The sequence below is a fragment of the Vibrio sp. T3Y01 genome, assembly GCF_013114525.1.
GTDB lineage: Bacteria > Pseudomonadota > Gammaproteobacteria > Enterobacterales > Vibrionaceae > Vibrio > Vibrio chagasii_B.
The window spans coordinates 357,775-370,451 of record NZ_VTXJ01000001.1; the positions used below are offsets into that span (position 1 = coordinate 357,775).

Sequence of the window (12,677 nt, forward strand, 5' to 3'; positions counted from 1 at the left end):
TTTCAAAATCAGAGTTTTCTTAATCATTAGACTTACTGAGAGGTTCGAAATCGTGATCTGCTGCCACACCTTATGCAACAAATGAATATTAACCTTAGAGATTCTGGTGTGGTTCACAGTTTTTTAATTTTGGGGACTTACATTGGGGGACAAATCTGATGTGAACACTTATCTACACAGGATACCCTCATGAAAAAGAACATTCTCGCCCTCGCTCTTGGTGGCATGCTGGCCTTTGGCGCAACCCCATTTTCGTTTGCTGCTAACGATGGCGCAGTTCAAGCTTCTGCGGATTACGCGCAGTTAGTAACGAAGCGACAAGTGGTCGACCAATTACTTCTCGATGCGTTGCAAGCGTTTAAGTCTCCGGCAAGAATTTCTCACGCCGGTTTCACGGCAAAAATGCCAAGTAACATGGAAATTGTGACTAACCGATTGTTAGAAGCTTACCAGTTAGAACCTTACCGTACCGATTTGCTGATCTCGGCAGCGAATGCTCAGATCTACAACAAGAACGCAGAGCGCGCGATTGAGCTGTTTGAACAAGCGCTGACGGTTGCACCAGACGATGTTGACCTTCACGCTTACCTTGCGGTTTGGCAGCGTTTTGAAGGCAATGAAAGTGAATCCAACAAGCACATGGAGAAGCTAGAAAGCCTGAACAAAGGTAAAGCAGAAGACATCAAACGCATTTTTGCTACGGTTGACCGCGTGTTGGAAACCCCGTTGAAAGAGTCGGCGGACAAAGGTTTATTGGATGAGCACGGTGCCATCGTCACTTTGGGCTACGCGCTTAACCCTGATGGCTCTATGCATGAAATCTTGATTGAACGTCTTGAAACCACATTAGCAATGTCGAAAGCGAACCCAGATGCGATGATCGTGTTAACCGGCGGCGTGCCCAAGAACCATAAGACTGAAGGCAAGTTAATGGCGGATTGGCTTATCGAAAAAGGAGTAAGCAAAGACCGCATCATTGAAGAGAACTACGCGACCAGCACGGTAGGTAATGCTTTATTCAGTAGCTATGCACTTGCTCGTCATGAAATTAAGCACGCGACCATTATTAGTTCGGCGAGCCACGTTCGTCGTGGTCAAACTCTGTTTGAAATCGCTAGCTGGCAAACTGGCCCTCAGGGCATTACCTTCGATACGGTCTCTTACCCAGATAAGCCGCTAGAAGATCTTAAGAAAGCGAGCAGTGGTGAGCTTCTAGGCATCTACCGTGACGCACTGAGAACGTATGGTATGTGGAGCTACCGCTCTTACCCACTAGAGTCTCGCTAGGCCCAAGCATTATTTGCGTTTGGGAAAAGCACAGTTCGCGTTAAACCAAAGCTTCACTTGCTAGTACAATCGAGCACAGCTAGATGGTATGCTGTGCTCCTACTTAATTTAGTGTTTCAAAGGCAAAAAAATGAACCCGATTTTAGCGATGTTGAAAGAGAACAATATTAGCGACGAGCAGATCAGCGAGATATTCAAGACGTTGACCGAGAACCCTCTTGCAGCAATGGCGACAATCAGCCAACTTGGTTTACCTCAAGAAAAACTTCAAATGCTGATGGGTCAGGTAATGCAAAACCCTGCGCTAATCAAAGAAGCAGTTGAAGAGCTTGGCCTAGATTTTTCTAAGGTTGAAGCCGCTAAAGAGCAACTTCAAAAATAAGTGAGTTTGACTGAGCTGATATCGTCTTAGCTTAATCAAAATTCAATGAAAAGGTCGTTTAAGTTCAGCAATAGGCTGTCTTAACGGCCTTTTTTGATCTTGGTGGCGATGATTAACTTCGGTCAAGTTGCTTACACTCATCCTCTTCGACTCTATACATACCGACCATTTCACCACAATTGACAGCAACCTTGCCAAATACGTGCGACTACTGACAATTTACTTACTAGACTTAATTAACCTATGTGCGACCTGATATGTGCACCTTGATGAACAGAGTTTCTGGATGGAGAAATCCCTAAATAATAGGGGTAACTGATTTTGGTACAAGCGCTGTTCTTCTATAGGCCACATTAAGGAAAAGAATAAGAGGGCAACAAACTAAGCCCTTTATTGAGCAGTGATTTATAGGAAATGAGTTATGAAGTATTTAAAAGAAACCGCTTTAGCGAGCCTTGTGCTGGCCGGGCTTGTCGGTTGTGGTGGTGATTCAGGTTCATCAAGCAGCACGACACCGATTACCTTGAGTGTGAGTGATGCGCCCATTGATGATGTTAAAGACGTCACTGTGACATTCAGTAAGGTCGCTTTACTTCCTCAAGGGGGAGGTTCGCCTCTGATTTATGATGTGTATAAAACGGACGAAAACGGTAACTACGTTGATGAAAATGGCGATCCATTACCTGATGGCGCAGCTCCTATTCCGTTAAGTGTTAATTTGTTGGATTACCAAGGCAGCGATGCGCTTCCTTTGATTGAAAATGAGGTCATTCCGGTAGGCAGCTATAAGTTGTGCGTGTTTGCTAATGATGGCGATCATCCAACAGATCCATCTTACGTGATAGAAAACGATGATACGACCCATGAGTTAACGGTGAAAGGTGAAGGTGCGTGTCCGCAAGGTGTGGGTAAAGAAGATAACGCTGGCGTGCTTTACTTTAATAACTCATTTAATGTGAACCAACAAAGTAACGATTTTGTTGTCGAGTTCGATCTTCGACGCGGCCTAAAGAACAGTTCGACTTTCCCTGATTACACTATTCAAAGAACGTCTGTAAGCCTTATCAATACGGTTGAGACAGGAAACATTGAAGGTACCGTTGCAACCACAACTTTCGAAGCTTGTAATCCTACAGACGATAGCACGTTCGTTCAGTCGGTTTATCTGTATGAAGGCAACGTCGATAAAGCTGACATGGCTCCGATTGGCGGCAGCGATGAAGTGAAACCGATCACTTCAGCGTCAGTGGTAATGAATGTAGCACAGACTAACTATGAGTTCTCTCTGGGCTTCATTGATCCAGGTACTTATTCATTGGGTTATACCTGTACTGCGCAGTTCGACAGTGATGAAGACAATGCTGATCCGGTTGCTGATGGTTTTGAAATCTATGATGTTCAAAACAGTGTTCAGGTAGTGGTTGGTCAGGATAGCCAAGTGTCATTCTAGCCTTGAGGTGAATGACGATTTTTAATCAAAACGGTCTCTTATTTAGAGGCCGTTTTTGATCATGTCACCTAGCTAGCATGAATTTGATGCGCATTGAGTGTGACTCTAGGGAAGTGATAATGTAACTTTGTATCTCTTACTTTAACCTAGCGAAATGTACTCCGGCGTTGCTCATGAAATCTAGCTTAAGCATTCGATCTTACACTAAGCAATTTAATACCCATGCTCATGATGACCATCATCAACTGGTATTGCCGATCCAAGGCAGTATTAATATCGAGATGGTGGGGTATGTTGGCAAGGTGGCAGTGGGCGAATGCGTGGTGATTCCAGTAACCACCGCGCATGCGTTTAAGGCGGATGAAGCAGCGCGGTTTATTGTCGCGGATATGGCAGAGTTGCCGCAGCACTTGTTGGAGCATGAGCTCTCGGTTTTCACGATAACGCCACCTTTGATGAGCTTCTTATTGTTTGTTGAGAAGCAGCTGGAATATCAGGTCGATAGTGGCATTGAGTCATCAGTTTTGGATGTGTTTTCATTGCTGTTAGAGCAACAACAAGTGAGCAAGAGCATCGACCCAAGAATCCGTGCGGTACAAAGATTGATAGCGGATAATTACGCCCAACCTCTCTCTATATCTCAACTTGCAGAAACAGCCTGTTTGAGTCCCACTCAATTCAAAAAACGCTTCAAAGAGAGCTTGGGTATCAGTGCGCTTAAATACATCACTCGATATCGTATGGAGAAAGCTCAAGCCTTGCTAAGCCATACCGATTTACCGGTTCAATTGGTCGCAGAGAATGTGGGTTATAGCGACCTGTCTGCTTTCAGTCGACGCTTCTCTCGGCACTTTGGCATGTCTCCAAGGGCGTTTCTAGGCTCAATGAAAGAGAGTCTTTAGAAACAATAATAGCATCCTTTCGGCAAACTAACTTTTATAAATCTTCACTATTATCTATTTCAGAAATGAAAATTGGGTAATAGAAATGAATCTTGCCATCAATCGCGTTAACGAATTCCAAACGGGCACTTTGGCCATCTTGTTTGCTTCTATTTTATGGGGCACGACAGGCACCGCCGCAAGTTTTGCGCCTGATCTAAGCCCCTTAGCGATTGGTGCTTTCTCTATGGGCGTCGGCGGCCTAATGCAGGCGGGCTTGGCGTATCGAAAGATCTTATCTTCACTTGATAAGCTTTTGCTCAACAAAAAGCTGTTAGCTGCGAGTGCATTGGCTTTGGCGATCTATCCTTTGGCTTTCTATTCTTCGATGAAATTATCGGGTGTCGCGATGGGAACGGTTGTGTCGATAGCTACTGCTCCGTTCTTTTCTGCACTTTTAGAGTGTCTTATCAGCAAAGATAACAATATTAATAAACGTTGGCTAACGAGCTTTGCCATTGGCGTGGTTGGCATTGGATTATTGGTATTTTCTGAGTCGTCAGTGGGGAGCGAACCTAATGATAACCTGAAGCTTTTAGGTATTGGTTTAGGTTTGGTTGCTGGTCTCTGTTATGCCATTTATTCGTGGGCGACAAAAGCTCTGATAGACCAGGGCATCAAGTCGCAAGCGGCGATGGGTAGCATATTTGGTCTAGGTGCAATGTTGTTATTACCAACGCTGTGGTTCACTGGGGACAGTCTATTCGCTTCAAGTACTAATATATTCGTGGTGAGTTACTTGGTGTTACTTCCTCAATGTTTGGGTTATATCGCGTTCAGTTTCGGGTTAAGACATGTCACGGCAAGTAGTGCGAATTTGATTACTTTGCTTGAGCCAGTTGTTGCCGCCGTATTGGCTGTCTGGATTGTGGGGGAGCGCATACCTTTTGTCGGTTGGATTGGTATGTTGTTGATAGTCAAGTGTTTATTCATTCAATCACAACCAAATGATCAGCGAAACTAAGTGCTTGTTAACAAAGCTAAATTGAATTTTATTCATGCTTGTATCTTATAAATGAATAAAATGAGTATCTCAGTTGCAAGAGTGCTGTTACTATCGTTATCAATAGTCGGGGGGCATCTACCTTAATTGGTATTTGCTGAGATCGTTATTCGAGACCCGTTGAACCTGATTCAGTTAACACTGGCGTAGGGAACTATGATGACTTTGTCTATGTGGTCCAACAATGATCTCTCATTGGTTTCATTTCCACACTCTCTTTACGGCCAAAGTTCGGTTCTCTTACGTCTTTTAGATAGTAGGAGCGACCATGACGCAGCATTCCAACACTCAAGCGCCACTCAAGAATACTCAAACACCACACAACCAATCTTCGGTGGTCAATACTCCGATTGTTTTAACCATAGCAGGCTCTGACAGTGGCGGCGGCGCTGGTATTCAAGCGGATATTAAAGCCATGTCTGCAACGGGTAGCTTCGCTTGTTCTGTGATTACTGCCATTACCTCTCAGAATACCCAAGGCGTGTCAGCCATTTTTCCAATCCCACTTGAGCATGTTGCCAGCCAATTAGATGCGGTGTTCACCGATCTGAACATAGTGGCAGTAAAAGTTGGTATGTTGGCGGATTCGCAAATCATCGAAGTCGTTGCAGACAAAATAAAACAATACCAGCCAAAACACTTAGTGATTGATCCTGTAATGGTCGCAACAAGTGGCGACCTTCTTCTAGAAAACTCAGCTATCACCACGCTAAAACAAGAGCTGATTCCGCTTGCAGATATCATTACCCCTAACTTGCCGGAAGGCGCAGCACTTACAGGCAAGGCCGTGCCTGAAAGCGAAGCTGAAATGCAGGACATGATTGAAGACCTGCGCGCTTTAGGTGCTAAAGCAGTCCTGCTAAAAGGCGGTCACTTGGAGAAAGATGAAAACAGTAACGATTTACTGATTCTGCCAACCACATCTGCCTTGATTAGCGCGAAGCGTTTCCCTACCAAAAACACCCATGGCACGGGTTGTACGCTATCTTCTGCAATTGCTTCTTTCTTAGCTCAAGGTAATACGCTTCCAGAGGCTGTCGACCTAGGTAAACAATACATTTCACGCGCTATTGCACATGCTGACGAATTGAAAGTCGGTCAAGGTCATGGCCCGGTAAATCACTTTTTCGCTGGGCACGGTAATGTCCGTTAATACGGTTGGTGTTCAACTTAGCAATGCGACGCTGCGTTACCGAGATAGCGAGCGCGCGACCCTGTCGGGACTGTCACTTAATCTAAGCGCGGGTAAGTGGACAGTGCTGCTTGGGCGAAGCGGTTGTGGGAAAACCACGGTATTGCGTTACTTGGCAGGTTTGTTGGGCGACAAGGTGGAATGGCAGGGCGTATTGGCAACGTCTGATGAACTGCCTCTAACCGATCGCATTGCCTATATGGCACAGCAAGATTTGTTATTGCCATGGTTGTCGGTTATCGACAACGTGTGTCTGAGCCATCGCTTTCAGAACACCACGAACAAGCACCTAAACACAGAGCAAAAGAACCAAGCGTTCGAGTTACTCGCTTCGGTTGGTTTGGCTGATTACGCGGATACTATGCCGGATCAGTTGTCTGGTGGTATGCGCCAACGTGTTGCTTTGGCTCGAACTTTAATGCAAGACAAGCCAGTCGTGCTGATGGACGAACCATTCTCTGCGTTGGATGCGGTAACAAGACACAAGTTACAGAGCTTAGCGTATGAACTGTTAAGAGATAAAACCGTTGTGTTGATCACCCATGATCCACAAGAAGCGGTGCGTTTGGCGGATAACTTGTATGTGCTGCAAGGCACGCCTGCGAGTGCTCACTCTTTATCTGTGCCTCACACGTCAACGCCACGAGTGCTCGATGGTGAGTGTGCCGAGTTGCAACAAGCCATCTTAGAGCAGTTGGAGCGTGATTATGACTGATTTAACGCGAACTGAAGCTGCCACTCAGCCAACGAACGTACAGACTAGCACTGAGCGTTCAAGTCAGATGAATCCTGTCACGCGTTTGCTAATTAGCAGTGTTGTGATTCTCGGCTTATGGCAGCTTGTGGTCGTGGTTTTCCAAATGCCAAGCTTTATTCTGCCGGCTCCTGCTGAAGTTTTCCTCAAGCTAATTGAACGCTATGACGTGTTGCTCAAACACACTTGGGTAACTGCACAAGAAATCTTGCTAGGGCTATTACTAGGTCTGACGATGGGGCTGTTTTTCGCTCTGCAGATGTTGATGTTTGACCCATTGAAACGCTGGCTGTTGCCGATCTTGATTGCTAGCCAAGCGATTCCTGTATTTGCGATTGCGCCAGTACTGATGCTGTGGCTTGGTTATGGTATCGCCTCAAAAGTAGTGATGGCGGCGATCATAATTTTCTTCCCTGTAACTACCTGTTGTTATGACGGCCTGCGAAATACTCCGACTGGGTATCTTGATCTCGCTAAGACGATGGGTGCATCGAAATGGCAACTGCTACGCCACATTCAACTTCCTGCTGCTCTGCCAACATTGGCGTCAGGCATTCGTGTGGCAGCGGTTATCGCTCCAATTGGCGCGGTTGTTGGTGAGTGGGTGGGTTCGAGTGAAGGGCTAGGCTACCTAATGCTGCAAGCCAATGCGCGCATGATCATTGATGAGATGTTTGCTGCATTGTTTATCTTGGCGGTGCTCTCTATCTCGCTCTACTTCATCACAGACAAATTACTCAAAAAAGCTATCCCTTGGGAGAACCAGTGATGGTTCGCTAAATAACTCTTTGTTTAATAAAGCTTTGCTCAAGGCTATTTATCTAAACAAAACCTCGTTAGAAATTAGATCGACAAACACAATAATAATATTCAAAAGGAAAGGTTAACTATGAAAAACACCAAATTGGTAGGTGCAGTGGCACTGCTTGCTTCGCTAGTTTCAGATCATGCATTCGCGGATTCGGAAAACAAGAAACTGACACTGATGTTGGATTGGTTTGTAAACCCGAATCACGGCCCAATTGTGATTGCTCAAGAGCGTGGTTACTTTGCAGAGCAGGGCCTAGAGGTTGAAATCCAAGAGCCAGCTGACCCAAGCACGCCAGCAAAACTCGTTGCAGCAGGTAAGGTCGATCTCGCAGTAACCTATCAACCAAGTTTAACCATGGATGTCGCTGCAGGCTTGCCTTTGGTTCGTGCATCAACCCTAATCGCCACACCACTGAACACGTTGATGGTGCTGGATAACGGCAAGAACGATTCACTAGCGGACCTGAAAGGCAAGAAGATCGGAATTGCGATTGCAGGTAATGAAGAAGCGACGATCGGCACCATGCTAGCTCAAGAAAATGTTGCGTTTACTGACGTCCAAACCATCAATGTTGGTTGGGCACTGTCATCTTCACTGGCATCAGGCAAGGTAGATGCAATCTGGGGTGGCTTGCGTAACTTCGAAACGAACCAACTAGCCCTTGAAGGTTATAAAGCCAAAGCATTCTTCCCTGAAGAGCACGGTGTGCCAGCTTACGATGAGTTGATTTTTGTGGCGAACGCGAAGAAACACGACGATGAAGCCATCAAAGCATTCAATAAAGCACTTGAGCAAGCAACCACTTACATTGTGAACCACCCACAAGATTCATGGAGTGAGTTTGTAGCGTATTCACCAGATACGCTAAACAACGAGCTAAACCAACGCGCATGGAACGACACATTGACTCGTTTTGCGCTTCGCCCTTCAGCAGTAGATATGAAGCGTTACGATGATTACGCGCAGTTCATGTTCGACAAAGGCATTATCAAATCACTACCAAAAGCCGCTGATTACGTACCGACTTTTGACTAAGGAATCTCATGAAATACCAAGACTTAATCCAAGCCTGTCAGCAAGATTGGCAAGACTACACCGAGCATGATTTTGTTAAAACGCTGGCAAACGGCACTCTTGCTCAGCCGTGTTTTCTGCATTACTTGAAGCAAGATTTTCTGTTTTTGAAGCAGTATGCTCGCGCTTATGCATTGGCCATTTACAAGGCTAAAACCTTGGCTGATATGCGTCGTGCACTGCCAAGTGTTCATGCGCTGTTAGATTCTGAAATTTCACACCACGTGACTTACTGTGGTCAGTGGGGATTAACGGAATCTGATTTAGAAAACGAACCTGAAGATTTCGGTACTGTGGCTTACACGCGCTACGTTTTGGATGCAGGTATGACGGGTGATCTTGTCGACTTATATGCGGCGCTGGCTCCGTGCTCAATTGGTTATGCCGTGATTGGTAAAGCGCTGTTAGAAAGCACTGATACTGTGTTAGAAGGCAACCCATACGCGAGTTGGTTACAGCTTTACGGCGGAGAAGAGTTCCAGTCTGGCGTGGCAACGGGTGCTGAGTATTTCAATCAGCTACTGGCTGAAATTGATATTAACAGCGAGCGCGGTCAGAACATCGTTCATATCTTCAAAACCGCAACACGTATGGAAGTGGCTTTCTGGCAGCAAGGTCTGAATGCACTTAATGACTCAACTGCGGCTTAAAGCGACTTTCACGAATAAGGATTAATCCATGCTAACTGAACAAATCATCCAATCGCTGCGCGTAGTACGAGAGCAAAAACCACTGGTTGTGAACATCACCAACTATGTAGTGATGAATAACACGGCCAATGCTCTGCTAGCGATTGGCGCTTCGCCTATTATGGCGCACTCACAACAAGAGTTGGCAGAGATGATGTCGTTCTCTGGCGCTTTGGTGATCAACATCGGCACGCTCGACAGCGTTTGGACACCAAGAATGTGTTTTGCTGTTGAACAAGCGAATGCGAACAACAAGGTGGTGGTGCTTGACCCTGTAGGTTGTGGCGCAAGCACACTACGTACCGAGACTTCTCGTGAAATCGCACGTTTAGCAGATAAGTTGATCATTCGTGGTAATGCGTCTGAGATTATCGCACTAGCGGGCGAACAAGCGCAGAGTAAAGGCGTTGATGCGCTAGATAGCAGTGATGCTGCATTAGGCGTTGCACAGTGTTTAGTGGCTGAATACGGCGCGAATGTGGTGATTTCTGGTGAGACAGATTACGTTGTCACGAAGGACAGCGTTGTGACGTTAAACAACGGACACCCAATGATGCCTTATGTGACGGGCATGGGTTGTACCTTAACGGCATTAACGGGCGCATTTGCTGCTGTTGGAGATGAAAGTGGTTTGGCGGCAGCAGCGGTATTAGGTGTGGTTGGTGAAATTGCTGCTGAGAACTCACGCGGCCCGGGTAGCCTACAAATGAACTTGCTTGATGAGTTGTATCAACTAGATGAAGAGACTCTGATTCAACGATTGAAGATTCAGTAGGATTAATCTCACTCTAAGCCACAAGTTAGAAGCCTAACTTAAAACTCTTTAGATAAAGAAAAGCCCCCGACACTTATGTGCTGGGGGCTTTTTATTATTGGTTTGGAACTGTGCTAGCTGTGTACAGACTAGCTGGCTAGGTTCTAAAGCGATTCACTTGACTTTCTAGGTGATGTGCAACCTCGGTTAAGTCGCTTGCTGCACCTGAAATGCTGCTGACTGACTCTTGGTTACTTTGCGCGATTCTATTGGCACCTTGCGCGTTCTCACCCAGTGATTTGGTGAGACGATCTTGTTCATCAACCGACACTGCGATCTGGCTGTTGGCCTGATTCAGATCTTGGATGTGCTGATTAATCACATGTAAGTTCTGAGAAGCTTGCTGTGCCTGAGTTGAAGCATCTGAAACCGTGCTGTGGCTCTCTTTAATTGACTCTAACGCATCTTTAGCACCACGTTGTAGTGAGGTGATGAGCTCATCAATCTGGCTAGCAGAGTCTTGGGTGCGTTTAGCGAGCGTTCTTACTTCATCGGCTACGACGGCAAATCCACGACCTTGTTCGCCTGCTCGAGCGGCTTCAATTGCGGCATTCAGCGCGAGAAGGTTGGTCTGCTCAGATACACCTTTGATTACTTCCAGTATTGCGCCAATGTTCATCGACTCTTTGTGCAGGTCGGTCACTTTCTGGCTGCTGACCTGCATGCTTTCATCGGCGCTGCCAATTTCGTGCAGTGTCTTGTCTACTTCCTTGAGACCCATCGCGACGTTCTCAGTCGCTTGGTTAGCAACTTGAGAAGCGTGGTTAGCACTTGAAGCAATTTCAGATGTACTTGAAGCCAGTTGGTCAACCGCGGTAGAGATGTTCATCATTTCGCTGTTCAACTGTGTTGCGTTGGTCGAGCTGTTATTGGTTACTTGATTAAGTGATTCAGACATCTCGCCAATACGCACACTAGAGCGATTCACTTGACCTACAATATCGCGCAGAGATTCAATGGTGATCTCCATGTTAGTCAGCAGTTCACCAATCTCGTTTTTACTCTCAATGTTTACTTCAACATTCAGGTTGCCTTGAGAAAGCTCATTGGTGATTTGCTTAACCTGTGCGATGCCTTTCGTAATTGAGCGAGTGACTAACACAGCGCTTGTCATGCCGATAACTAACGCGACCCCCGTTAGCAAGATGATGATCTGAATTGAACGCGTTTCACTGGCTTGCAGCTCTGGTGTTAGCGCTTGTTTCTGTTGTTCTAGAATGCTCTGAGCATCAGCCACAGCGATAGCCAAGCTATCACCAATCGAGGAAAGGGTAGCGGTTCTTTGAGTGTTCTCCAGCATCTGTTGGTGAACTTGTTCAAAGCCTTTCGCATACGCTTCACGTTGGTTAGAGAAATCTTCAATCAGTTCACTTTGATAAGGAGATGATTTAAGAGACTCAATATCGCCCTCGATACCTGGCAGAGCATACTCAAAAATATCTTTACCCGCTTCGTAGGTTTTGAGATCGTTGTTGTTCGAGTAGCTAATCACCGCGATCTTAGCCGCGAGGAAGTTCTCCATTAGCATACCCGCGTACAAGCTCGCGTTTGGATCGTTGTTATTGTATGACTCATACAACAAGCTCTGCGCGGCTTTTAGCGCGTTAGTCTCTCTTTTGACCATCTCAACATTTACAAGCTGGTCGATCATTAGCTGGCTTTGCTTCATTGAGCCATAAGCAGTATCAAAGGCTGCAACGCTGTCTTGGACCAGTTGTAAGCTTGATAGGCTGTCAGTGTTAGTGGTGGTTTCGATTAAGTTATTGAGCAGATCATCGATCGCCAATTTGCTTGATTGATAATTCGCTTCATATTGATCATCCAATGACTCTAAGTAACGTTCAGAGGCTAAACGCATCTGAAGAAAGTGCACTTGAATGTTGCCTGACTGAGTCGCCTTGTGGCTGAGTTCGCTGTATTGGCTAAAGCCGTTTGACAAGGTTTGAATGCCTTTGTAACTCACAAGGCCTGAAATGACGAAAAAGAGCAAGCAGATGGCAAACCCCAGCTTGATCTTAAGCGCTATAGAAAGGTGGCGCATAACTATCCCTATATTTACCTGATTCCTTCATTTTGGAGTATTCCATAAAACTGTGTATCGGGCATGCTCAAAGTGAATAGTTTGTGTAATAAGTAACGCTTTAGTTAAAAAGTTCAGATTTTTCGATATGCTTTCAACGAGTTGCGTATTTGAATTGAACCATCTAATTTATGGATTTAAGTACTAACTCCCATGCATAGGATGTGATTTGTCGGTAAAATGACAGAAAATCAATTTTA

Annotated in this window: 12 protein-coding genes and 1 riboswitch; of the genes, 11 read left to right on the plus strand and 1 reads right to left on the minus strand. The window is 45.7% G+C overall.

What is annotated here, in order from left to right; all coding sequences use genetic code 11:
- The first annotated feature begins 189 nt into the window (after positions 1 to 189).
- From F0232_RS01525 to thiM, 11 genes are all read left to right on the plus strand, one after another.
- The gene (locus F0232_RS01525) at positions 190 to 1,287 is read left to right on the plus strand and encodes a YdcF family protein (RefSeq protein ID WP_105058351.1); all 1,098 of its coding nucleotides are present in this window, start codon (positions 190 to 192) and stop codon (positions 1,285 to 1,287) included.
- Positions 1,288 to 1,417: 130 nt separating this feature from the next.
- Positions 1,418 to 1,669: a DUF2999 family protein gene (locus F0232_RS01530; RefSeq protein ID WP_105058350.1), complete on the plus strand. Its 252-nt coding sequence runs from the start codon at positions 1,418 to 1,420 to the stop codon at positions 1,667 to 1,669.
- Between the two features lie 421 nt (positions 1,670 to 2,090).
- Positions 2,091 to 3,119 carry a DUF4382 domain-containing protein gene (locus tag F0232_RS01535; protein WP_105058349.1) on the plus strand — a complete coding sequence of 343 codons (1,029 nt, stop codon included), beginning with the start codon at positions 2,091 to 2,093 and terminating at the stop codon, positions 3,117 to 3,119.
- 173 nt (positions 3,120 to 3,292) lie between these two features.
- On the plus strand, positions 3,293 to 4,021 hold the full coding sequence (locus tag F0232_RS01540) for an AraC family transcriptional regulator (RefSeq protein WP_105058348.1): 729 nt from the start codon (positions 3,293 to 3,295) through the stop codon (positions 4,019 to 4,021).
- An 85-nt stretch (positions 4,022 to 4,106) separates the two neighbouring features.
- Positions 4,107 to 5,024, plus strand: coding sequence for a DMT family transporter (locus F0232_RS01545; protein ID WP_105058347.1), 918 nt, complete (start codon positions 4,107 to 4,109; stop codon positions 5,022 to 5,024).
- Between the two features lie 97 nt (positions 5,025 to 5,121).
- A riboswitch (TPP riboswitch) is annotated at positions 5,122 to 5,233 on the plus strand.
- A 98-nt stretch (positions 5,234 to 5,331) separates the two neighbouring features.
- On the plus strand, positions 5,332 to 6,216 hold the full coding sequence (gene thiD, locus F0232_RS01550) for a bifunctional hydroxymethylpyrimidine kinase/phosphomethylpyrimidine kinase (protein ID WP_061032303.1): 885 nt from the start codon (positions 5,332 to 5,334) through the stop codon (positions 6,214 to 6,216).
- Positions 6,206 to 6,970, plus strand: coding sequence for an ABC transporter ATP-binding protein (locus F0232_RS01555; RefSeq protein ID WP_061032304.1), 765 nt, complete (start codon positions 6,206 to 6,208; stop codon positions 6,968 to 6,970). The genes thiD and F0232_RS01555 overlap by 11 nt, the downstream gene beginning before the upstream one ends.
- The gene (locus tag F0232_RS01560; protein ID WP_105058346.1) at positions 6,963 to 7,778 is read left to right on the plus strand and encodes an ABC transporter permease; all 816 of its coding nucleotides are present in this window, start codon (positions 6,963 to 6,965) and stop codon (positions 7,776 to 7,778) included. Before F0232_RS01555 ends, F0232_RS01560 begins: the two co-directional genes overlap by 8 nt.
- Before the next feature lie 120 nt (positions 7,779 to 7,898).
- Positions 7,899 to 8,855 carry an ABC transporter substrate-binding protein gene (locus F0232_RS01565; protein ID WP_105058345.1) on the plus strand — a complete coding sequence of 319 codons (957 nt, stop codon included), beginning with the start codon at positions 7,899 to 7,901 and terminating at the stop codon, positions 8,853 to 8,855.
- An 8-nt stretch (positions 8,856 to 8,863) separates the two neighbouring features.
- The gene (gene tenA, locus F0232_RS01570; RefSeq protein WP_105058344.1) at positions 8,864 to 9,544 is read left to right on the plus strand and encodes a thiaminase II; all 681 of its coding nucleotides are present in this window, start codon (positions 8,864 to 8,866) and stop codon (positions 9,542 to 9,544) included.
- 28 nt (positions 9,545 to 9,572) lie between these two features.
- The gene (thiM, locus tag F0232_RS01575) at positions 9,573 to 10,358 is read left to right on the plus strand and encodes a hydroxyethylthiazole kinase (protein ID WP_105058343.1); all 786 of its coding nucleotides are present in this window, start codon (positions 9,573 to 9,575) and stop codon (positions 10,356 to 10,358) included.
- 136 nt (positions 10,359 to 10,494) lie between these two features.
- Here the strand turns inward: thiM and F0232_RS01580 are convergent, their stop codons facing one another.
- The gene (locus F0232_RS01580; protein ID WP_105058342.1) at positions 10,495 to 12,438 is read right to left on the minus strand and encodes a methyl-accepting chemotaxis protein; all 1,944 of its coding nucleotides are present in this window, start codon (positions 12,436 to 12,438) and stop codon (positions 10,495 to 10,497) included.
- Positions 12,439 to 12,677: the final 239 nt, after the last annotated feature.

Coding starts and splice junctions, on each gene's coding strand:
- tenA (WP_105058344.1), top strand. CDS start 8,864: ATGAAATACCAAGACTTAATCCAAGCCTGTCAGCAAGATTGGCAAGAC.
- thiD (WP_061032303.1), top strand. CDS start 5,332: ATGACGCAGCATTCCAACACTCAAGCGCCACTCAAGAATACTCAAACA.
- F0232_RS01530 (WP_105058350.1), top strand. CDS start 1,418: ATGAACCCGATTTTAGCGATGTTGAAAGAGAACAATATTAGCGACGAG.
- F0232_RS01565 (WP_105058345.1), top strand. CDS start 7,899: ATGAAAAACACCAAATTGGTAGGTGCAGTGGCACTGCTTGCTTCGCTA.
- F0232_RS01525 (WP_105058351.1), top strand. CDS start 190: ATGAAAAAGAACATTCTCGCCCTCGCTCTTGGTGGCATGCTGGCCTTT.
- thiM (WP_105058343.1), top strand. CDS start 9,573: ATGCTAACTGAACAAATCATCCAATCGCTGCGCGTAGTACGAGAGCAA.
- F0232_RS01535 (WP_105058349.1), top strand. CDS start 2,091: ATGAAGTATTTAAAAGAAACCGCTTTAGCGAGCCTTGTGCTGGCCGGG.
- F0232_RS01545 (WP_105058347.1), top strand. CDS start 4,107: ATGAATCTTGCCATCAATCGCGTTAACGAATTCCAAACGGGCACTTTG.
- F0232_RS01580 (WP_105058342.1), bottom strand. CDS start 12,438: ATGCGCCACCTTTCTATAGCGCTTAAGATCAAGCTGGGGTTTGCCATC.
- F0232_RS01540 (WP_105058348.1), top strand. CDS start 3,293: ATGAAATCTAGCTTAAGCATTCGATCTTACACTAAGCAATTTAATACC.
- F0232_RS01560 (WP_105058346.1), top strand. CDS start 6,963: ATGACTGATTTAACGCGAACTGAAGCTGCCACTCAGCCAACGAACGTA.
- F0232_RS01555 (WP_061032304.1), top strand. CDS start 6,206: ATGTCCGTTAATACGGTTGGTGTTCAACTTAGCAATGCGACGCTGCGT.